Genomic DNA, 20,828 nt, shown 5'->3' with positions numbered 1-20,828 from the left:
CGCCCGGCCCGGCGCCGGCCCTTTATCGACTGGAGTAGCCCATGGACGTCATCCGCGACTTTCCCCATCCGATCCGCGAGATCGAGCACTGCCTGATCCCTCTGCGCGACGGCACCCAACTGGCCGCGCGCATCTGGTTGCCAGCCGATGCCGGCACCCGGCGCTACCCGGCGATTCTCGAATACCTGCCCTATCGCAAGCGCGACGGCACCGCAGTACGTGACGCCCTGACTCACCCCTGGATGGCGGGCCAGGGTTACGCCTGCGTGCGCGTGGACATGCGTGGCAACGGTGAATCCCAGGGCTTGATGGCCGACGAGTACTTGCCTCAGGAACAGCAGGACGCCTTGGAAGTGCTCGACTGGCTCTGCGCCCAACCCTGGTGCGACGGCAACCTGGGGATGATGGGCATCTCCTGGGGCGGCTTCAACGGCCTGCAGGTGGCCGCCCATCAACCCGCTGCGCTGAAAGCCATCATTACCCTGTGCTCCACCGACGACCGCTACGCCGACGACATTCATTACAAGGGCGGCAACCTGCTGATGGAGAACCAGGGCTGGGCCGCCACCATGCTCAACTTCAGCGCCGCCGTACCGGACCCGCTGCTGGTACAGGACTGGCAGGCGCAATGGCAGCAACGCCTGGACGCCATGCCGATGCTGGCCGAAACCTGGCTGCAGCATCAGACCCGTGACGACTACTGGCGCCAGGGCTCGGTGTGCGAGGACTATGCGGCTATCAAGGCCGCGGTGTACTGCGTCGGCGGCTGGGGCGATGCCTACAAGAACAGCGTGCCGCGCCTGATGCAGCACCTTGGCGGCCCGAAGAAAGCCCTGCTCGGCCCCTGGATCCACAAGTACCCGCACTTTGCCGTACCCAACCCAGCCATCGGTTTTCTCCAGGAAGCCAAACGCTGGTGGGACCACTGGCTCAAGGGCATCGACAACGGGGTGATGGACGAGCCGGCCTGCACCTTCTACCTGCAGGACGCCGTGCCGCCCAAGGCCAGCTACGCCGAGCGCCCGGGTGTCTGGGTGCAGACCGCCGGCTGGCCCGATCCACAGATCCAGTGGCAGACCTTCAGCCTCAGCGCCAGCGGGCTCAGCGCGGGAGAGCACGCGCTGAGCGAAAAACGCAGCATCTGCTCGCCCCTGACCACCGGCCTGCATCAGGGCGAATACTGCGCCATCTGGTTCGGCCCGGACGGTCCCACCGACCAGCGCCGGGATGACGCCCATTCGCTGTGCTTCGACAGCCAGCCCTTGAGCGAACCCCTGGCCTTGCTGGGCGATGTGCGCCTGGACCTGCGCCTGACCTCGGACCGGCCTTGCGGGCAAATCGTTGCCCGGCTCAATGCCGTGGCCCCGGACGGTCAGGTGGCGCAGATCACCTATGGCACTCTGAACCTGTCGCTGCGCGAGGACTTTGCCGTGGCCAACCCACCCGAGCCCGGCGCGCCGCTGCAGGTTCGCTTCAGCCTCGACCACGTCGGCTATCGCCTGCCGGCCGGTTATCGCCTGCGCCTGGCGTTGAGCACCGCCAGCTTCCCGCTGCTATGGCCGGCCCGCGAGCTGACCACCCTGACCCTGCTGCCCGAGGTGCAGAGCGTACAGTTACCGGTGTTCATGGGTGAGCCGGTGGAGTGCCCGTTCGAGGCCCCGCAAAGCGCCCCACCGGCCAACCTGGAAATCATCCGCAAGGCCGCCCCCAAGCGCACCCTCTACGAAGACGTGGCCAGCGGTGAAGTCTGCGTGCGTATCGACGACGACCTGGGCGTCATGCGTTTCCTTGATCACGGGCTGTGGGTCGACCAGCGCTGCACCGAGCAATACCGCACCCGGCCCTGGGACCCGCTGTCGACCCGGGCCGACATCCAATGGCACTACCGGGTCGGCCGTGGGGGCTGGTCGGTGGAAGTGGACAGCACCCTGGGCCTGCATGCCGACACTCAGTGGTTCTATCTGCAGGCCACACAGGTGGCGAGGCTTGACGGCCAGCAGATTCATCAACGCCAGTGGCACAAACGGATCGCCCGATCCACGCTGTAAAGCGTGGCAGGATGCCCAATCTCCGAGACTCGGCGGGACGCAGGACACAGCGCCCGCCCCCTGTAGACTGGTACCCGCATGTCCCATCGCAACGTCGACTTGCCGCCCCTCAATTGCCTGCAGCCTTTCGAGGCGGTGGCCCGTCATCTGAGCTTTACCCGGGCCGCCCAGGAACTGAACCTGACCCAGAGCGCAGTCAGCCGCCAGATCAAGCGCCTGGAGAAAAACCTCGCGCGGCCGCTGTTCCATCGCCACAACCTGGGCATCAGCCTGACCCCGGCGGGCGAGCGCTACTTTCGCACCATCCAGCGCCTGCTGCGCGAGCTCGACCGCGAGTCGGCGGAACTGCGGCGCCGCGGCGCCGAGCGCCAGTTGACCCTGGCCAGTACGCCGACCATCAGTTCGATCTGGCTGGCGCGCCTGCTGCCCGAGTTCCAGCGCCTGTATCCGGAGCTGGACATCCGCATCCTCTGCAGCGAAAGCCCCTTGCATCTGGATGTCAGCGAGTACGACCTGGGGCTGTTCTATCACCTGGACGAGCTGCCGGCGCCCCTGGGCCTGGAGCTGACCCCGGTATTTGCCGGGGAACAGGTGATCTGCGTCTGCAGCCCGGACTACCTGAGCCGCAAGGGACCGATTCGCGACCCGCAACACCTGCTGCAGGAACACCGGCTGCTGATCGTCGAAGATCACTATCACGACTGGCTGACCTGGGCCGACTGGTTCAGTGCCGTGGGCGCCCTCTACCACGCCCCCCAATACGCCCTGCGCACCAACAGCTATCGGTTGCTGATGCAGTCGGCGGTGATGGGCCAGGGCGTGGCCCTGGGCTGGGAAAGCCTGTTGCAGGACGAACTCGCCGCCGGGCGCCTGCAACGCGCGCTACCGCAGCGCATGCCCAGCCGCGGACGCCTGAACCTGATGCAACCGCACCACCGCAATCCCCCGCCCGCCGTGCGCCGCTTTCGCCAATGGCTGCTGGAACATGCCCACCTTGCCCAGAAAACCGGTCCTTGACCGCCCTGACCTGACGACTCATGAACCTGACCCTGCTGACATTCCCCGCACTCTACTGCGCCACCCTCCTGATGCTCACCGGCAACGGGCTGTTCTTCAGTTTTATCGGTCTGCGCCTGACCGGCGACGGTGTCGGCGAACTGTGGATCGGCGGCCTGACCGCGGCCTATTACGCCGGCATGGTCGGCGGCGCCAAGTTCGGCCATCGGATGATCGCCGCGGTGGGCCACATCCGTTCCTATGTCGCCTGCGCAGGCGCCGCGACCATGATCGTGCTCCTGCACCTGCTGTTCGAGGCGCTGTGGTTGTGGCTGGTGCTGCGCTTCATCACCGGCCTGGTGATGATGAACCAGTACATGGTGATCGAGAGCTGGCTCAACGAGCAGGCCGGCAACCGGCAGCGCGGCGCGGTATTCGCCGGCTACATGGTGGCGGTGTCCCTGGGCCTGATACTCGGCCAGGGCGTGCTGATCTGGCGCCCCGAGCTGGACTTCAAGCCGCTGCTGATCGTCGCCCTGTGTTTCGCCGCCTGCCTGTTGCCCGTCGCCCTCACCCGCCGCCTGCACCCGGCCAAGCTGGAGGCGGCGCCGCTGCAGATCGGTTTCTTCTGGCGCCGGGTGCCGCAAGCCCTGGCCACGGTGTTTGTCACCGGGCTGCTGGTGGGCTCGTTCTATGCCCTGGCACCGGTGTTCATCACCTTGAGCGGCCTGGACACGGCCCAGGCCGGGACCTTTGTCGCCGTGGCGATCCTCGCGGGCCTGTGCGGCCAGTGGCCGCTCGGCTGGCTGTCGGATCGCCTCGACCGCGCGCGGCTGATCCGCGCCTGCGCGCTGCTGCTGTGCCTGGTGAGCGTGCCTTTATGGGGGCTGTTCAGCTTGTCGTTCACCTGGTTGCTGCTGTTCGCCTGCATCAGCGGCCTGCTGCTGTTCAGCCTCTACCCGCTGGCGGTCGCCCTGGCCAACGACCACATCGAGCAATCTCGGCGCGTGGCCCTGAGCGCCATGCTCCTGGCCACCCACGGCGTTGGCGCCTGCCTCGGCCCGCTGCTCAGCGGCGCGCTGATGAACCTCTACGGGCACAACGCCTTCTACATGGTGTTTTCGCTGTTCGCCCTGCTGTTGGTCTGGCGGGTACAACCGAAAAAGGCCAACGGGGAGTTTCGGGTCGACGACGCCCCCCGGCAGCACGTGGCGATGCCTGAGCACCCACCGAGCGTGCAGGCCTCAACCCTTGATCCGCGAATCGAGGCTGTGCCCGGGGAGTGGCTGATCCAGACACCACCGCCCGGTGAGCCAGGGCGCAGTACACCCAAGGCCGACGCGACATCCGCCTGATTCAGGCAGGGCTCAACTGGACGCTGAGCCAGGGCCTGTGAAACGCGTGCCAGCGAGCGCTTCTCATTTGCCCGAAACCCCAGTGTCTGCTAGTGTCGCGCCGGTTTAACGTCAACCGGGATAGCCGCCATGGCCCGCAAAAAAGCTGCCTTAGATTTCGAACAATCCCTCGCCGACCTGCAAACCCTGGTCGAGCGTCTGGAGAACGGCGAGCTGTCGCTGGAAGACTCGTTGACCGCCTTTGAACAAGGCATCGGCCTGACCCGTGATTGCCAGGCCGCGCTGGCCCAGGCCGAGCAGAAGGTGCAGATCCTGCTGGAGCGCGACGGCGAACTGGCCGAGCAACCCTTCGACGCGGAACAGCCAGAATGATTGCCGCCTATCAGGCCGCCAGCCAGGCCCGCGTCGACGCGGCAATGCACACCCTGTTCAGCGCGCCCAGCCCCGAACTTGCCCGCCTTTATGAAGCCATGCGCTACAGCGTGATGAATGGCGGCAAGCGCGTGCGCCCGCTGCTGGCCTACGCCGCCTGCGAGGCCCTGGGCGGCAGGCCCGAGCAAGCCAACGGCGCGGCCTGCGCGGTGGAACTAATTCACGCCTATTCCCTGGTCCACGACGACCTGCCGGCCATGGACGATGACGATCTGCGTCGCGGCCAGCCCACTACCCACAAAGCCTTCGACGAAGCCTGCGCGATCCTCGCCGGCGACGGCCTGCAGAGCCTGGCCTTCAGTGCCCTGCTGGACCCGAACCTGAGCGACGCCAGCGCCGAGATCCGCCTGCGCATGGTCACCACCCTGGCCCAGGCCGCAGGTCCGGCGGGCATGGTGGGCGGTCAGGCCATCGACCTGGGCTCGGTAGGCCTCAAGCTCGATCAGCAAGCCCTGGAATACATGCATCGGCACAAGACCGGCGCGCTGATCGAAGCCAGCGTGATCCTCGGCGCCCTGGCCAGCGGTCGGGCCGAGAAAGACGAGCTCAAATCCCTGCAGACCTATGCCCAGGCTGTCGGCCTGGCGTTCCAGGTGCAGGACGACATCCTCGACGTCGAAAGCGATACCGCGACCCTGGGCAAGCGCCAGGGCGCCGATATTGCCCGGGACAAACCGACCTACCCGGCGCTGCTGGGGCTGGCCGCGGCCAAGGAATACGCTCTGGAGCTGCGGGACCAGGCGCTGCACGCGCTGCGTCCGTTTGACGCAGCGGCCGAGCCCTTACGCGAGCTGGCGCGCTATATCGTCGAGCGCCGCCACTGATCGACGGTCCGCACCCGGACCGCATATCGGCCAAGTTCGGTGCTCTGCGTGGGCAGCTTGCGATGCATAAGGTAAACTGCCGCCTCTTTCTATACCTATAACGATTCGCCTGATGCCCACGACGTTTCATGAGATTCCCCGCAAACGCCCGACCACCCCGCTGCTCGACCGTGCCCAGACGCCGGACGGCCTGCGCCGGTTAGGTGAAGCCGAGCTGGAAACCCTGGCCGATGAATTGCGCCTGGAATTGCTCTACACGGTCGGCCAGACCGGCGGGCACTTCGGTGCCGGCCTTGGCGTCATCGAGCTGACCATCGCGTTGCATTACGTGTTCGACACCCCGGACGACCGGCTGGTGTGGGACGTGGGTCACCAGGCGTATCCGCACAAGATCCTCACCGGTCGTCGCGAACAGATGGCCAGCCTGCGCCAGAAAGATGGCCTGGCGGCGTTCCCGCGGCGCTCCGAGAGCGAGTACGACACCTTCGGCGTCGGCCACTCCAGCACCTCCATCAGCGCTGCCCTGGGCATGGCCATCGCCGCCCGCCTGCAGCACAGCGAGCGCAAGGCCATCGCCGTGATCGGCGACGGCGCCCTGACCGCGGGCATGGCCTTCGAAGCGCTGAACCACGCGCCGGAAGTGGACGCCAACATGCTGGTGATCCTCAACGACAACGACATGTCGATCTCGCGCAATGTCGGCGGGCTGTCCAACTACCTGGCCAAGATTCTCTCCAGCCGCACCTACGCCAGCATGCGCGAAGGCAGCAAGAAAGTGCTGTCGCGCCTGCCCGGTGCCTGGGAAATCGCCCGCCGCACCGAAGAATACGCCAAGGGCATGCTGGTGCCCGGCACCCTGTTCGAAGAGCTGGGCTGGAACTACATCGGCCCCATCGACGGCCACGACCTGCCGACCCTGATCGCCACCCTGCGCAACATGCGTGACCTCAAGGGCCCGCAGTTCCTGCATGTGGTGACCAAGAAGGGCAAGGGCTTCGCCCCGGCGGAAGTCGACCCGATCGGCTATCACGCCATCACCAAGCTGGAACCCCTGGATGCTCCGGCGGCCGCGCCGAAAAAGGCCGGCGGTCCGAAGTATTCCGGCGTCTTCGGCGAGTGGCTGTGCGACATGGCCGCCGCCGACCCGCGCCTGGTGGGTATTACCCCGGCGATGAAGGAAGGCTCGGACCTGGTGGCCTTCAGCGAGCGTTTCCCACTGCGCTACTTCGACGTGGCGATTGCCGAACAGCACGCGGTGACCCTGGCGGCCGGCATGGCCTGCGAAGGCGCCAAGCCGGTGGTGGCGATCTATTCCACCTTCCTGCAGCGCGGCTATGACCAACTGATCCACGACGTGGCGGTGCAGAACCTCGACGTGCTGTTCGCCATCGACCGCGCCGGGCTGGTGGGCGAAGACGGCCCGACCCACGCCGGCAGCTTCGACCTGTCCTTCCTGCGCTGCATTCCCGGCATGCTGGTGATGACCCCGAGCGACGAGAACGAGTTGCGCAAGATGCTCAGCACCGGGCACCTGTACAACGGTCCCGCCGCCGTGCGCTACCCGCGCGGCACCGGCCCCAACGCGCCGATCGACAAGGACCTGGAGCCGATCGAGATCGGCAAGGGCGTGATCCGTCGCCAGGGCAAGCAGGTCGCGCTGCTGGTGTTCGGCGTGCAACTGGCCGAAGCCCTGCAAGTGGCCGAGAAACTCGACGCCACCGTGGTCGACATGCGTTTCGTCAAACCCCTGGATGAAGCCCTGGTACGCGAGATCGCCGGCAGCCATGAACTGCTGGTGACCATCGAAGAGAACGCCATCATGGGCGGCGCCGGTGGTGCGGTCAGCGAGTTTATGGCCCGCGAAAGCATCCTCAAGCCGATCCTGCACCTGGGCTTGCCCGACGCCTACGTCGAGCACGCCAAGCCGGCGCAGATGCTCGCCGAGTGCGGCCTCGACGAAGCTGGCATCGAGGCTTCGGTGCGCCAGCGCCTGGCGCTGCTGGACCTGTAACCGCCACACTCGGCTGCGGACGCCTGGCTCGCGGGCGTCCGCTGCGCGATCATCTTCGACTCCGGCACGCAGCGCCCGGAAAACATCGGCTCGGCGAGAATCAACGGCCTGGAAACGACCCTGAAGCAGGAGTGGTTCGGCTGGCAGAGCAGCCTTGGCGCGGCCATCATCGACCCGCGCAACCGTCAGAGCGCAGAACAGCTGCCAGGGCAACGACTATGGCTACCGCAGCGAAGGCCGCACCTGGATGCTCGGGCTGACCTGGACACCTGAGCTGTAAGGTCCGTTGCCTTCGCCGGCAAGCCGGCTCCTACAACAACTCGGTAACCGGCTTGGCGGCGACCCGGGCTCAGCGCTCGGGCGCAATCAAGGCGCAGAGCTTAGCCGTCGCCGCAATCATCTGCCCGCTGGGTCGCTCCAGCCCCTTGTCCTTGACCAACAACAACCGCCCCTGCTGCACCGCCGCAATCTGCGGCCAGGCTTTCCAGGCATCCAGCTGCCCCTGGTCGGTGGCCAGGATCGCCTGGGGGTTGCGCTGCAGCACCGACTCGATGCTGACCTGCGGCGCCGGCAACGACTGCTCGGCAAACACGTTGCGGGCACCACACACGCTCAAGGCGGCGCTGATGATCTGTCCACCGCCCACGGTGTACAACGGCTGATCCAAGACCTGATAGAACACCGGCAACTGGGGATCGCGGTGGTAGCGCTCACGCAAGCCGGCCAACTGCGCACTCAGCTGTGTCGATAGTTGCCGGCCCGCCTCAGGCCGGCCCAGGCGCTGCCCGATCTCGGCGATCTGCGCCAGCAACTGCTGGAAATCATGGGGTTCGGCAACATAGGTAGGAATGCCCAGGCGGACCAGCTGATCACGCTGGGCCGGGCCGACGCTGCCGGGCCAGAGCAATAGCAAATCGGGCTTGAGGCTGAGCAGACGCTCGATATCCAGTTGGCCGTAACGCCCGACCGAGGGCACGTCCTTGAGCTCCGGCGGCCGTTCACCGGCATCCAGCACCCCGACCAGCCGATCGGCGGCGCCCAGTTCTACGACAATCTCCGACAGTGAAGGCGCCAGGCTGACCACCCGCGGCGCCGCCAGCGCCGGAGTGCCGACCAGCAGGCACAGGACCGCCAGCCAGCGCCACATCAGCCGAGCTGACGAGGAATACGGTAGAGGTAGAACAGCACCGCGGTGGACAGCGCCAGGAGCATCAGCGGCACCGCTTCCAGGCCGACGAACACCGCCAGGGCACCGATCCAGGCGGGCAACGATGCCGCCAGGAAGGCGGCGCGACGACGGGCCGCCAGGGTGATCCAGGCGGCAGGCTCCTCAGGGGTATCGAGGGCTTTGCCGGCGGCGATCAAGGCATGCTTGTAGCCGTTGAAAAAACGCAGGCTGACGAACATCGAGGCCGTACCGGCGATAAAGAATGGCATCGCCAGCACGGGCATCAACGCCTCGCCCTGACCAAACACCAGGTTGATCACAAACAGCGGCAGCAAGGCCAGGGCCAGGTACTGCCACCAACTGACGGCCAGGCGGCGCTTGACTTGACCCCGAGTCACGCGCGGTCGACCTCGCCCTGGTGCTCGTTGCCCATCATGTGGTCGAGCTTGCTGGCCTTGGTCGCCAGGTACAGCTTGTTGTGGGGGTTGTGCCCGGTGTGCAGCGGCACCCGTTCGGCAACCTGGATGCCCATGTCGGTCAATGCCCTGACCTTGCGCGGGTTGTTGGTCATCAGCCGCAGGGACTTGACCCCCAGGTGCTCAAGCATCGGCAGGCACATGGCGTAGTCACGCTGGTCCGCGGCAAAGCCCAGACGCTCGTTGGCTTCCACGGTATCGGCGCCGCCATCTTGCAGCTCGTAGGCACGGATCTTGTTCAGCAGGCCAATGCCGCGACCTTCCTGACGCAGGTACAGCAGCACCCCGCGACCTTCCCGGGCTATCGCGCGCAGTGCGGCTTCCAGTTGCGAGCCGCAATCGCAGCGCTGGCTGAACAGGGCGTCGCCGGTCAGGCATTCGGAGTGCAGGCGGCCGAGAACCGGCGCGCCATCGGCGATGTCCCCCAGGCTGAGCACCACGTGCTCGCGACCGGTGGTTTCATCAAGAAAACCATGCATGGTGAATTGCGCAAAAGGCGTAGGCAGCTTGGAAGCGGCAACAAAAACGACGGGCACTGTTGTGCTCCTGATCTGTATGAGGACTGGAGATTCGCAGAGGCGGCATTGTAACAGCAGCCTCCACTGCACGCTTAGGCTGAATTATCGGAGATAAAGATCGATAAGTTTGATCAACGGACCGCCGGCTGGCGGCTGTCGTCAAAGGGATAGGGCTGCTTCCAACGCTGAAAGATCGGACGCAGGACACCGTCTTTCACCAACTGCTCCATGCGGCGGTCATACAAGGCAAGCAGGGCCCGACCGCGGGGGTTGTCGGCAAAGCCCAGGTACAGGGGCAGCTCGGCCAGATGGCTGATCTTGAACTGGCTCGGGTCCTGGGCTTGTCCGAGCACGTAGCTGATCTCGGTCTGGGCGTCGATGTAATAGTCGGCCCGGCCGTACTGCAACATCGGCAGGATGCCGATGCGCCGGCGAATCTCGTTGTAGCGCCGGGCGTTGGGCAGGTAGTCCTGGTACTTGTAGCCACGCACCCAGACCAGACGGTAACTGCCGAGGTTGGCCAGGGTCAGCTCGGGATTGCTGGCCAGCCCCAGGGAGTAGATATGGTCGGTGTCGTAGTTCCAGCGCGGATACAGCAGACCGGGGGTTTCATCACGATAGGCGCCCACTTGCGCATCCGCTTCACCACGCTGCACCAGGCCCACCGAACGGGTGTAGGGCACACTGCTGCGCTCGATGCGTACCCCTTGGGGCTCGAACACCTCACGCAGAATGTCCCAGGCCAGTCCTTCGCCATTGGCTTCGGTGTACTGGCTCCATTCTTCACTGGCGATGCGGATCTGCCCGGGTTGCGCCGGCAACTCATTGGCCCGGACGCCGCAGCTCCAGACAACCAGCAGTACCAGCAGCACGCGGCGCACATCCATGCCTAACCTCTCAGTTGAAACACCAAACCAAGCCTTGCATCGCCAGCCAGGCGAACACACCGGCCAGCACGTCGTCGAGCATGATGCCGACACCGCCATGCACATGCCGGTCGACCCAGCGAATCGGCCACGGCTTGAGAATGTCGAAGAAGCGGAACATCAGGAACCCCGCCAACAGCCAGTACCATCCTTCAGGCACCAGCCACAGGGTGATCCACATGCCGACCATTTCGTCCCAGACGATGCCTTCGTGGTCATGCACCCGCAGATCATCGGCCACCTTGCCGCACAGCCAGAAGCCAAACAGCATGGTGATGCCGAGCATCAGCCAGTAGCCCCAGTCCGGCAGCATCTGCCACAGCGGGATAAAGGGTAGCGCAACCAGCGAGCCCCAGGTGCCGGGCGCCTTGGGCAAGGTGCCGGAACCGAAGCCGAAAGCCAGGAAGTGCCAGGGATTGCGCCAGACCGACGGCGGTACGAACTCCGCCGGGACCTGTTTGGGATGATCTGTCACGGTGTCTCCGGAAAGTGTTGATAACCCCGAGTGTCGGGGGTGATGTCCTGGCCGCCGGCATCCAGCAGGGTCACCCCGCGCCCCGCCAGAACTCGCCCCACCACGTGCACCGGCCAACCCGCCGCCTGCAGCGGTGCCAGTTCGGCAGGCGGCAGGGTGAAGGCCAGGACATAGTCGTCGCCCCCGCTCAGGGCGGCGGCGCGAGCACCTTCCAGCCCCAGAAAACTGAGCAGCGCCGCAGACAGGGGCAGTTTTTCCAGGTCCAGTTGCACGGCCACCGCCGAGGCGGCGGCGATATGCCCGCAATCGGCCAGCAGGCCATCGGAAATATCCAGGGCGGCGCTGGCCTTGCCTCTCAGGGCCTGACCCAGGGCCAACTGCGGTTGGGGCGACCAGTAGTGGGCCAGCAACGGCTCGGCGACAGCCGCCTCGGCACGGCGCTGCCCCAGGACCAGCGGCAAGGCGCCGGCCGCATTGCCCAACTCGCCACCGACACACAGCAGGTCGCCGGCACGGGCGCCGCTGCGGGTCAGGGCCTGGCCGCCGGGAACCCGTCCGAACACGGTCAGGGTCAAGGTCAGCGGGCCGCGAGTGGTGTCGCCGCCGATCAGGCGCACACCACAGTCCTGGGCCATGAGGTTCAAGCCGCGGGCATAGGCCTGCAGCCAATCGGTACTCACCGTCGGCAGGGTCAGGGCCAGGGTAAAGGCCAGCGGCGTGGCGCCCATGGCGGCCAGGTCGCTGACAGCCACCGCCAGAGAGCGTTGGCCTAGAAGAAAGGGCTCGCAGGGATCGGCGAAATGCACGCCCGCCACCAGGGTGTCGGTGGAAATCGCCAACTGCTCGCCAGGTGCAACCGCCAGCAAGGCGCAGTCATCGCCAATCCCCAGGGCAATACCCTCGCCGCCTTGCGCACAGGGCGCGGCAGCGAAGTAATGACGGATCAGCTCAAACTCGCCCATGGCAGCTGCAAGCGCGGATCAGCGCTTGAACGCCTTCACTTCAGCTTCGCGCAGGCGCGGTGCCAGCTTGTCGAGAACACCGTTGACGAACTTGTGGCCATCGGTGGAACCGAAGACCTTGGCCAGTTCGATACCTTCGTTGATCACAACACGGTACGGCACGTCGACGCGCTTGAGCAGCTCCCAGGTGGACAGGCGCAGAACCGCCAGTTCAACCGGGTCCAGCTCGTCGATGGCGAGGTCCAGGCAAGGCACGAGCGCGGTGTCGATCTCGTTCTTGTTGGCCGGAACCCCGTGCAGGATCTCCCGGAAGTAGGCGCCGTCGATATCAGTGAAATCGTTGTCGACCCGAAACTGCGCTTCGATCTCGTTCAGCGAGTGCTTGGCCATGTGCCATTGATACAGCGCCTGGGTCGCGAGCTGACGGGCTTCGCGACGCTTGGCGCTCTTGGATGGCTTGCCGGCGTTGGCAGGCTTGGGATCGCGCGGGTTGAAACGATCGCTATCGTCGCTAATCACTTGGCCTCCAACTGCGCCAGCAGGCTGACCATTTCCAGGGCGGACAGGGCAGCTTCAGCACCTTTGTTGCCGGCCTTGGTGCCGGAACGCTCGATGGCTTGTTCGATCGAATCAACGGTCAGCACGCCGAAGGCCACTGGCACGCCGAATTCCATGGACACCTGGGCCAGGCCCTTGGTGCACTCGCCGGCCACGTATTCGAAGTGCGGAGTACCGCCACGAATGACCGCGCCCAGGGCGACGATCGCCGCGAACTCACCCTTTTGTGCAACTTTCTGCGCGACCAACGGAATTTCGAAGGCGCCAGGGGCACGGATGATGGTGATGTCGCTTTCGCTCACGCCGTGGCGAACCAGGGCGTCAACCGCGCCGCTGACCAGGCTTTCGACGACGAAGCTGTTGAAACGGCCGACCACCAGGGCATAGCGGCCTTTAGGGGCGATGAAGGTACCTTCGATGGTCTTCAGGGTCATTCGACAAATCTCTTAAAGAGCCAGAGCGTGTCTAGCACACGCTCTTCAGTGATATTTGAACCGCGAATTTCAAGCTGGAAACGACCGGCTTTTATTCGGAGGGCACGTATTCTACAACTTCCAGGTCGAAACCGGATATCGCATTAAACTTCATCGGCGCACTCATCAGGCGCATTTTGCGTACGCCCAGGTCGCGCAGGATCTGCGAACCGGCACCGACGATGCTGTAGGTGGTGGGTTTCTTCACCGGCTGGTGTTCCGCGGTTTCACGGATGTGCGCCAGCAGCACGTCGCCATCCAGCGGGTGGCCGAGCAACAGCACCACGCCACTGCCAGCCTCGGCCACGGTGGCCATGGCTGCCCGCAGGCTCCAGCGGCCCGGCTGCTTGACCATCAGCAGGTCGCGCAGCGGGTCCATGTTGTGCACCCGCACCAGGGTCGGTTCTTCTGCGCAGATGTCCCCCAGGGTCAGGGCCATGTGCACGTCGCCTTCCACGGAATCACGATAGGTCACCAGGTTGAACTGGCCCAGTTCGCTGTCCAGGGGCTGCTCGGCAATCCGCTGAACGGTACGTTCGTGGATCATCCGGTAGTGAATCAGGTCGGCGATGGTGCCGATCTTGATGTTGTGCTCGGCGGCGAAGGCTTCCAGCTCGGCGCGACGGGACATGGTGCCGTCGTCGTTCATTACCTCGCAGATCACTCCGCTCGGCTCGAAACCGGCCATGCGCGCCAGGTCGCAGGCGGCTTCGGTGTGGCCGGCACGGGCCAGGGTCCCGCCGGGCTGGGCCATCAGCGGGAAGATGTGACCCGGGCTGACGATGTCCTCGGGCTTGGCGTCCTTGGCTGCCGCCGCTTGCACGGTGCGCGCACGGTCAGCGGCGGAGATGCCGGTGGTCACCCCTTCGGTGGCCTCGATGGAGACGGTGAACTTGGTGCCGAAGCCGGAACCGTTGCGCGGCGCCATCAGCGGCAGCTTGAGCAGCTCGCAACGCTCGCGGCTCATGGGCATGCAGATCAGGCCACGGGCGTGCTTGGCCATGAAGTTGATATGTTCGGCCTTGCAACACTCGGCGGCCATGATCAGGTCGCCTTCGTTCTCGCGGTCTTCGTCATCCATGAGGATGACCATCTTGCCTTGGCGGATGTCTTCAACCAGTTCTTCGATGCTGTTGAGCGCCACGCGGCACCCCCTTGAGTCAGGATTTGAGATAGCCGTTAGCGGCCAGAAAACTTTCGGTAATGGTGCCGCCGGTGGCCTCGGCCGCCTTGTCGCCCAACAGCAGGCGCTCCAGGTAGCGCGCCAGCAGGTCGACCTCGAGGTTGACCTGCCGACCCGGCCGGTAGTCGGCCATGATGGTTTCCGCCAGCGTGTGGGGCACGATGGTCAGCTCGAACTCGGCGCCATTCACCGCATTGACCGTCAGGCTGGTGCCGTCGACGGTGATCGAGCCTTTATGGGCGATGTACTTGGCCAGCTCCTTCGGCGCGCGGATGCGAAATTGGATGGCCCGGGCATTTTCCTCCCGCGCCACCACTTCGCCGACACCGTCGACATGACCACTGACCAGGTGACCGCCCAGGCGGGTGGTCGGGGTCAGGGCTTTCTCCAGGTTGACCCGGCTACCGGCCTTCAACTGATGGAAGGCTGTGCAATCCAGAGTCTCGCGGCTGACATCGGCCCAGAAACCATCGCCCGGCAGTTCAACCGCGGTCAGGCAGACGCCGTTCACCGCGATGCTGTCGCCCAGTTTGACGTCGGCCAGATCAAGCTTGCCGGTTTCTACATAGACCCGCACATCTCCGCCTTTTGGGGTCAATGCGCGAATGCTGCCGATGGATTCGATGATGCCGGTGAACATGGAGTCCTCCTCGAGAACAGGGCCGCCGGGTAGGCGAAAGTCGGGAATTATACGCTCGCTGGTGGGGCCGGGATGGCAGTGACTCGCCAGTCATCGCCCACCGCACGCATTTCGATGATCTTGAGCAGAGGCGCCTGGCTCATCTGCGCCAGCGGCCAGTCGAGCAACGGCCGCGCCGAGGAACCGAGGAACTTGCCGGCGACGAAGATCTGGTACTCGTCCACCAGGCCCTGCTGGGCAAAGGCCCCGGCCAATCGCGGACCGGCTTCCACCAGCACCTCGTTGACACCTCGGGCGGCGAGCTCGCGCAACAGGCGGCGCAGATCCACCAGGCCATCGGGGCCGGGCACGATCAGGCATTCCGGGCCGTTGGCATATTGCTCTTCCACCGCCGCGCAGGTCGCGACCAGGGCCGGGCCGGCCTTGAAGAACGCTGCGTCGAGAGGCACTCGCAGGCGACCATCGATCAACACCCGCAGCGGCGGCCGGCTCATGGCCAGGGCCGTCTGCTCGGCGTCCAGGCCCAGTTCGGCGGCGCGCACGGTAAGCCGCGCATCATCGGCCAGCACCGTATCGGCACCGGTCAGCACCACGGACGATTCGGCCCGCAGGCGCTGCACCGCAGAGCGCGCGGCAGGCCCGGTGATCCACTGGCTCTCACCGCTGGCCATCGCTGTACGACCATCGAGGCTCATGGCCAGCTTGACCCGCACATAAGGCAGGCCGTGTTCCATGCGCTTGAGGAAACCCTTGTTGATCGCCCGGGCTTCGGCCTCCAGCACACCGCTGTGGGTGTCGATACCGGCCTGGGCCAGGCGCTGCAAGCCACGGCCAGCCACTTCCGGGTTCGGATCCTGCATTGCCGCAACCACCCGTGCCACGCCGGCATTGACCAGGGCATCGGCACACGGCGGTGTGCGACCGTGATGGCTGCAAGGCTCCAGGGTCACGTAAGCCGTGGCGCCACGGGCCAGTTCACCGGCGGCGCGCAAGGCGTGGACTTCGGCGTGGGGCTCGCCGGCCCGCACGTGCCAGCCCTCACCCACCACCTGGCCGTCGCGCACGATGACGCAACCGACTCGGGGATTGGGATGGGTGGAGTAGCGCCCCTTGCGCGCCAGTTCCAGAGCGCGGGCCATGTAGTGCGCGTCGAGTACCGCTTGCTCCGGGGACTGGCTCATGGCTTGGCCGGCTCGCGGGCGAGGCGGTCGATCTCTTCGCGGAATTCGTTGAGGTCCTGGAAACGCCGGTAAACCGACGCAAAACGGATATAGGCGACTTCATCGAGCTTCTGCAGCTCGGTCATCACCAGCTCACCCACGACCAGGGATTTGACTTCACGCTCGCCGGTGGCTCGCAGCTTGTGCTTGATGTGCACCAGCGCCGCTTCCAGGCGCTCGACACTCACCGGGCGTTTTTCCAGGGCGCGCTGCATGCCGGCACGCAGTTTTTCTTCGTCGAAGGGCTGACGGCTGCCGTCAGTCTTGATCAGGCGCGGCATCACCAGTTCGGCGGTTTCGAAGGTGGTGAAACGTTCACCGCAGGCCAGGCATTCACGCCGGCGGCGCACCTGTTCGCCCTCGGCGACCAGACGCGAGTCGATGACCTTGGTGTCGTTGGCACCGCAGAAGGGACAGTGCATGGTGGCAGGCAACAAAAAAAGGGAGGGCCATGGTAGCGCATCCCACTGGCAAGACAAGCCATAGCCTTTACGGTATACAGACCGACTATTATGTTTCGCACACGGAAATTCGCCTTGTTGGAGCTTCAGATGCCGCTCAGACCGCTCGTTTTGCTCAGTCTTGTCAGCCTGCTGGTCGCCTGCAGCAGCGATGCCCCGAAACCTGCGGCCCCCGCCTCCTCCTCGCAACAGACGGTGAAAAAAAATCAGCCACCTGTCGAGCTCGGTCCCTTGCCGGCCTATCAGCGCGAACTGAGCGGCACCCTTGAGGGCGTGCCGGCCGGCGCCGACGTGGAACTGGCACTGCTGGTGATCGATGAACGCAGCCGTCCGCAACGCCTTTTGGCCAGCAGCAACCTCAGCGGCACCAGTCAGGCTCTGCCGTTTCGCCTGCGCTTCGCCGCCGAGGCATTCCCGGCCGGAGCCCGGGTCGAACTGCGTGGCCGCGCCAGCCAATCCGGCCAGTTGATCCTGCACCTGCCCGCGGTGCGCATCGACCAACCCACCACCCAGGCTCTGGGCCCCCTGCAATTCGTCAAAGCCCCATGAATCCACCGCTCGACCTGCAAGACGCCCTCAGCGAACTGCTGGGGGACGCGCAACTGGTGGCCTGCGAGCTGCCCGATACCCAGCTGAAACTCTGGCTGATCGACGCCCGGAACATGGACCGCGCCTTCACCCCGGAAGAAACCCGGCGCATTCTCCACGAGCCGCCTTACTGGAGTTTCTGCTGGGCCAGCGGCCTGGCCCTGGCCCGCTATCTGGCCGAACACCCGCACTGGGTGCAAGGCAAGCGGGTGCTGGATTTCGGTGCCGGTTCCGGGGTGGCGGCAATTGCCGCAGCCAGGGCCGGAGCCCTGGAAGTGGTGGCCTGTGACCTGGACCCGCTGGCGATTGCCGCCTGCCGGGCCAACGCCGAACTCAACGGCGTCGAGCTCGGCTATTCCACGGATTTTTTCGCCGAGGCCGATCGCTTCGACCTGATCCTGGTGGCGGACGTGCTCTATGACCGGGCCAACCTGCCGTTGCTGGACGAATTCCTCAGCCGCGGCCGCCAGGCCCTGGTGGCGGACTCCCGGGTCAGGGACTTCCAGCATCCGCTGTATCAGCGCCTGGAAACGCTCAATGCCCTGACCCTGCCAGACCTGGCCGAGCCCTGGGAGTTTCGCAAGGTGAGCCTGTATCACGCGCAGCGGCGATAGCGATTTTCAGCCTTCCGACCAGCCTTTATAGTGCTTCCATTCCCGCTTATTCGAGATACCCCATGAGTCAGGACACGCCGTATATCTTCGACGCCCGCACCGCCGACTTCGACCAGTCGGTCATCGAGAACTCCTTCCACAAGCCGGTCCTGGTGGACTTCTGGGCCGAATGGTGCGCGCCCTGCAAGGCGCTGATGCCGATGCTGCAGCAGATCGCCGAGAGCTATCAGGGCGAGCTGCTGCTGGCCAAGGTCAACTGTGATGTCGAGCAGGACATCGTCGCCCGTTTCGGCATCCGCAGCCTGCCCACCGTGGTGCTGTTCAAGGACGGCCAGCCGGTGGACGGCTTTGCCGGTGCGCAGCCGGAGTCCGCGGTACGGGCCATGCTCGAACCCCATGTGCAGATGCCGCCACCGCCCGCTGCCGATCCACTGGAACAGGCCGAAGCGCTGTTTGCCGAAGGCCGTATCGGCGACGCCGAAGCCCTCCTCAAAGTGCTGCTGGGTGAAGACAACAGCAACGCCAAGGCGCTGATCCTCTACGCCCATTGCCTGGCCGAACGCGGCGAGCTGGGTGAGGCGCAAACCGTGCTCGACGCCGTCACCGGCGATGAACACAAGGCTGCCCTGGCCGGCGCCAAGGCGCAGATCACCTTCCTCAAGCAGGCCGCGGACCTGCCGGACGCTGCCGACCTCAAGGCGCGCCTGGCCAAAGACCCACTGGATGACGAAGCCCTGTACCAGCTGTCGATCCAGCAACTGGCCCGCCAGCAATACGAAGCGGCACTGGAAGCCTTGCTCAAGCTGTTCATGCGCAACCGCAGCTACAGCGAAGGCATTGCCCACAAGACCCTGCTGCAAGTCTTCGACCTGCTGGGCAACGATCATCCGCTGGTCACCGCCTACCGCCGCAAGCTGTTCGCCGCACTGTACTGAGCCGGAAGTGCCGACTGATGTAGGAGCTGGCTTGTGTAGGAGCTGGCTTGCCAGCGAAGCCGTTCTGACAGACCAAACGCATTCGCCAGCAAGCTGGCACCTACAGGATCATTGCACCCAGCTGTAGAGCGGCGTATCGGCGCCGCTGACCACCTTGACCTCGGCGCAGTGGCGCAAGCGCACCAGCAGTCGCTTGCCCGCCGCCGCGCTACCGGCCAGTCCCTCCAACTGCTCCAGCAACTGCGGCCCGCTGATCTGGCCCGCCTTGCGCAGCAGGTCCTTGGCGGTTTGCCACAGGGCATCGTCCTGGCTGGCCGGCTTGCTCACCGGGGCCGCCGCTTCCGGCCTGGCCGCCTGCAACTGCGCGCCCAGTTGCGCCCAGTCGCCTTCGTCCAGCTCCAGGGTCAAATCCACCGGCCAGTCGCCGATGCTTCCACGAATTCGCAACATCGCTGCACTCCCGATTTTTTCTGACGAGCATGCTCCCACGCGTCTTGCGCAACGCCAAGCGGACGGTCAAACTCTGCGGCCTATTGTTATAAGATCACATAACATTTTTTTCATCCTCGCCCTGGAGACTTGCTATGCGCCGTCTGCTCCTCGCCTTGCCGTTTGCCCTGTTGCCACTGGCTGTTTCTCAGGCCGTGCAAGCCCATGAACACGAGCATGAACACGGCAGCCTCGGCGCCCACGAACATGGGGTTGCCCGCTTGAACGCGGTGCTCGACGGCCAGGCCCTGGAGCTGGAGCTGGAAAGCCCGGCGATGAACCTGGTGGGCTTCGAGCACGCCCCCAGTACCGACGCCGACAAGGCCAAGGTAGCCGCCGCCCGCACCCAGCTGGAACAACCCCTGGTGCTGTTCAGCCTGCCCAGGGCTGCCGCGTGCGTAGTAGCCAAGCAGGAACTGCAGAGCCCGCTGTTCGGTGACAAGCCCGATGCCGATGATCACGATGACGACGACCACGACGAACAGGCCAAGGGCGCCAACGACCATGAACATCACCATGAGCACAGCGAGATCCACGCCCACTACCAGTTCACTTGCGCCAAGCCGGATGCCCTGAAGAGCCTCGATCTGGGGCAGCTCTTCAAGACCTTCCCCGCCACCCAGAAAATTCAGGTACAACTGATTTCGCCAAGCGGCCAGCAAGGTGTCGAAGCCACGGCCAAGGCTCCCACCCTGAAGTTTTGAGCGCTGCACCTGTAGCCGCCCGCGCTGGCGGCTACACCACTCACTGCATGATCGGCCCAACATGACCCAAGCACTTATCGAACTGTCCGACCTGACTTTCAGCTGGCCCGGCCACCCTCAGTTGCTGGACATCCCGGCCTTCCGCCTGGAAGCCGGCGAAACACTCTTCCTCAAGGGTCCCAGCGGCAGTGGCAAGACCACCCTGCTGGGCCTGCTCGGCGGAGTGCAGAAACCCAGTCACGGCAGCATCCGCCTGCTGGGCCAGGAACTGACCGAGCTGTCCGCCGGGGCCCGCGACCGCTTTCGTGTCGATCACACCGGCTACATCTTCCAGCAGTTCAACCTGCTGCCATTTCTCTCGGTGCGCGAGAACGTCGAACTGCCCTGCCACTTCTCCAGACTGCGGGCCAGTCGCGCCCTCCAGCGCCACGGCAGCGTCGATCAGGCAGCGTCCACCCTGCTGGCCCACCTGGGCCTGAAGGACCCCGATCTGCTCGGTCGTCGCGCCGACTCGCTGTCCATCGGCCAGCAGCAACGGGTCGCCGCGGCCAGGGCGCTGATCGGCCAGCCGGAGCTGGTGATCGCCGACGAACCGACCTCGGCACTGGACTACGACGCCCGGGAGGCCTTCATCCAACTGCTGTTCGCCGAGTGCCGCGAGGCCGGGGCCAGCCTGCTGTTCGTCAGCCACGACCAGAGCCTGGCGCCGCTGTTCGATCGCAACCTGTCGCTGGCCGAACTCAATCGCGCCGCCAAGCCCGCAGAGGTCTGA

The 20,828-nt window shown here is 65.3% G+C and carries 24 protein-coding genes and 1 pseudogene; 12 read left to right on the top strand and 13 right to left on the bottom strand.

From position 1 onward, the window contains the following. Positions 1–41: 41 nt before the first annotated feature. The 7 genes and pseudogenes from BLV47_RS02585 to BLV47_RS36450 form a co-directional block, all read left to right on the top strand. Positions 42–2,048 (top strand): CocE/NonD family hydrolase, encoded by a 2,007-nt coding sequence (locus BLV47_RS02585; protein WP_092309524.1) that lies wholly within the window; start codon positions 42–44, stop codon positions 2,046–2,048. Positions 2,049–2,126: 78 nt separating this feature from the next. Then, the gene (locus BLV47_RS02580) at positions 2,127–3,065 is read left to right on the top strand and encodes a LysR substrate-binding domain-containing protein (RefSeq protein WP_092309521.1); all 939 of its coding nucleotides are present in this window, start codon (positions 2,127–2,129) and stop codon (positions 3,063–3,065) included. Between the two features lie 20 nt (positions 3,066–3,085). Then, a complete protein-coding gene (locus BLV47_RS02575) occupies positions 3,086–4,399 on the top strand; it encodes an MFS transporter (RefSeq protein ID WP_092309518.1) in 1,314 nt (437 codons plus the stop codon). Between the two features lie 129 nt (positions 4,400–4,528). Next, positions 4,529–4,771 carry an exodeoxyribonuclease VII small subunit gene (locus tag BLV47_RS02570; RefSeq protein WP_011063724.1) on the top strand — a complete coding sequence of 81 codons (243 nt, stop codon included), beginning with the start codon at positions 4,529–4,531 and terminating at the stop codon, positions 4,769–4,771. Then, positions 4,768–5,655, top strand: a complete 888-nt coding sequence (gene ispA / locus BLV47_RS02565; protein ID WP_092309515.1) for a (2E,6E)-farnesyl diphosphate synthase — start codon at positions 4,768–4,770, stop codon at positions 5,653–5,655. Before BLV47_RS02570 ends, ispA begins: the two co-directional genes overlap by 4 nt. A gap of 112 nt (positions 5,656–5,767) precedes the next feature. Then, complete coding sequence (gene dxs, locus BLV47_RS02560; protein ID WP_092309512.1) at positions 5,768–7,666, top strand: 1-deoxy-D-xylulose-5-phosphate synthase; 1,899 nt, start codon at positions 5,768–5,770, stop codon at positions 7,664–7,666. Positions 7,667–7,708: 42 nt separating this feature from the next. After that, positions 7,709–7,946 (top strand): annotated as a pseudogene (locus BLV47_RS36450) (hypothetical protein); the annotation flags it as partial. A 69-nt stretch (positions 7,947–8,015) separates the two neighbouring features. Here BLV47_RS36450 and BLV47_RS02550 read toward each other — a convergent pair. The 12 genes from BLV47_RS02550 to nrdR all read right to left on the bottom strand — a co-directional run bounded on the left by BLV47_RS02550 (position 8,016) and on the right by nrdR (position 16,687). Then, positions 8,016–8,813 carry a cobalamin-binding protein gene (locus tag BLV47_RS02550; RefSeq protein ID WP_092309509.1) on the bottom strand — a complete coding sequence of 266 codons (798 nt, stop codon included), beginning with the start codon at positions 8,811–8,813 and terminating at the stop codon, positions 8,016–8,018. Next, entirely contained in the window at positions 8,813–9,232 is a 420-nt protein-coding gene (locus BLV47_RS02545; RefSeq protein ID WP_047306283.1) for a hypothetical protein, read from the bottom strand. The genes BLV47_RS02550 and BLV47_RS02545 overlap by 1 nt, the downstream gene beginning before the upstream one ends. Further along, positions 9,229–9,846 (bottom strand): GTP cyclohydrolase II, encoded by a 618-nt coding sequence (ribA, locus tag BLV47_RS02540; protein ID WP_092309506.1) that lies wholly within the window; start codon positions 9,844–9,846, stop codon positions 9,229–9,231. The genes BLV47_RS02545 and ribA overlap by 4 nt, the downstream gene beginning before the upstream one ends. Before the next feature lie 113 nt (positions 9,847–9,959). Next, complete coding sequence (locus tag BLV47_RS02535) at positions 9,960–10,715, bottom strand: substrate-binding periplasmic protein (protein ID WP_092309503.1); 756 nt, start codon at positions 10,713–10,715, stop codon at positions 9,960–9,962. Between the two features lie 10 nt (positions 10,716–10,725). Further along, positions 10,726–11,229, bottom strand: a complete 504-nt coding sequence (locus tag BLV47_RS02530; RefSeq protein WP_092309500.1) for a phosphatidylglycerophosphatase A family protein — start codon at positions 11,227–11,229, stop codon at positions 10,726–10,728. Next, positions 11,226–12,191, bottom strand: coding sequence for a thiamine-phosphate kinase (gene thiL, locus BLV47_RS02525; protein ID WP_092309496.1), 966 nt, complete (start codon positions 12,189–12,191; stop codon positions 11,226–11,228). Before thiL ends, BLV47_RS02530 begins: the two co-directional genes overlap by 4 nt. Positions 12,192–12,209: 18 nt before the next feature. Then, on the bottom strand, positions 12,210–12,710 hold the full coding sequence (gene nusB, locus BLV47_RS02520; RefSeq protein WP_011063734.1) for a transcription antitermination factor NusB: 501 nt from the start codon (positions 12,708–12,710) through the stop codon (positions 12,210–12,212). Further along, on the bottom strand, positions 12,707–13,183 hold the full coding sequence (gene ribH, locus BLV47_RS02515; RefSeq protein ID WP_011063735.1) for a 6,7-dimethyl-8-ribityllumazine synthase: 477 nt from the start codon (positions 13,181–13,183) through the stop codon (positions 12,707–12,709). The genes nusB and ribH overlap by 4 nt, the downstream gene beginning before the upstream one ends. Before the next feature lie 91 nt (positions 13,184–13,274). Then, positions 13,275–14,366 (bottom strand): bifunctional 3,4-dihydroxy-2-butanone-4-phosphate synthase/GTP cyclohydrolase II, encoded by a 1,092-nt coding sequence (gene ribBA, locus BLV47_RS02510; RefSeq protein ID WP_092309493.1) that lies wholly within the window; start codon positions 14,364–14,366, stop codon positions 13,275–13,277. Positions 14,367–14,382: 16 nt separating this feature from the next. Next, a complete protein-coding gene (locus BLV47_RS02505; RefSeq protein WP_011063737.1) occupies positions 14,383–15,045 on the bottom strand; it encodes a riboflavin synthase in 663 nt (220 codons plus the stop codon). 47 nt (positions 15,046–15,092) lie between these two features. Then, positions 15,093–16,226 (bottom strand): bifunctional diaminohydroxyphosphoribosylaminopyrimidine deaminase/5-amino-6-(5-phosphoribosylamino)uracil reductase RibD, encoded by a 1,134-nt coding sequence (ribD, locus tag BLV47_RS02500; RefSeq protein ID WP_092309490.1) that lies wholly within the window; start codon positions 16,224–16,226, stop codon positions 15,093–15,095. Continuing rightward, positions 16,223–16,687 carry a transcriptional regulator NrdR gene (nrdR, locus tag BLV47_RS02495; RefSeq protein WP_167365617.1) on the bottom strand — a complete coding sequence of 155 codons (465 nt, stop codon included), beginning with the start codon at positions 16,685–16,687 and terminating at the stop codon, positions 16,223–16,225. Before nrdR ends, ribD begins: the two co-directional genes overlap by 4 nt. Positions 16,688–16,816: 129 nt before the next feature. Here nrdR and BLV47_RS02490 point away from each other — a divergent pair, with 129 nt between their 5' ends. The 3 genes from BLV47_RS02490 (at position 16,817) to trxA (ending at position 18,863) form a co-directional block, all read left to right on the top strand. Continuing rightward, positions 16,817–17,275, top strand: a complete 459-nt coding sequence (locus tag BLV47_RS02490; RefSeq protein WP_092309487.1) for a hypothetical protein — start codon at positions 16,817–16,819, stop codon at positions 17,273–17,275. Beyond that, positions 17,272–17,928 (top strand): class I SAM-dependent methyltransferase, encoded by a 657-nt coding sequence (locus tag BLV47_RS02485; protein WP_092309484.1) that lies wholly within the window; start codon positions 17,272–17,274, stop codon positions 17,926–17,928. Before BLV47_RS02490 ends, BLV47_RS02485 begins: the two co-directional genes overlap by 4 nt. A 62-nt stretch (positions 17,929–17,990) precedes the next feature. Beyond that, positions 17,991–18,863, top strand: coding sequence for a thioredoxin (trxA, locus tag BLV47_RS02480; protein WP_092309481.1), 873 nt, complete (start codon positions 17,991–17,993; stop codon positions 18,861–18,863). A 108-nt stretch (positions 18,864–18,971) separates the two neighbouring features. On the opposite strand, the gene BLV47_RS02475 is transcribed toward trxA, so the two are convergent. After that, positions 18,972–19,313 (bottom strand): hypothetical protein, encoded by a 342-nt coding sequence (locus BLV47_RS02475; RefSeq protein ID WP_092309478.1) that lies wholly within the window; start codon positions 19,311–19,313, stop codon positions 18,972–18,974. Between the two features lie 134 nt (positions 19,314–19,447). Between BLV47_RS02475 and BLV47_RS02470 the strand changes: the two genes are divergently transcribed. Together BLV47_RS02470 and BLV47_RS02465 are read left to right on the top strand one after the other, a co-directional pair. After that, on the top strand, positions 19,448–20,056 hold the full coding sequence (locus tag BLV47_RS02470) for a DUF2796 domain-containing protein (protein ID WP_092309475.1): 609 nt from the start codon (positions 19,448–19,450) through the stop codon (positions 20,054–20,056). Between the two features lie 61 nt (positions 20,057–20,117). After that, positions 20,118–20,828 (top strand): ABC transporter ATP-binding protein, encoded by a 711-nt coding sequence (locus BLV47_RS02465; RefSeq protein ID WP_092309472.1) that lies wholly within the window; start codon positions 20,118–20,120, stop codon positions 20,826–20,828.

Origin of the sequence: Pseudomonas saponiphila (assembly GCF_900105185.1) — a bacterium.
Taxonomy (GTDB): domain Bacteria; phylum Pseudomonadota; class Gammaproteobacteria; order Pseudomonadales; family Pseudomonadaceae; genus Aquipseudomonas; species Aquipseudomonas saponiphila.
This window is presented reverse-complemented; position numbering and strand designations above follow the sequence as displayed.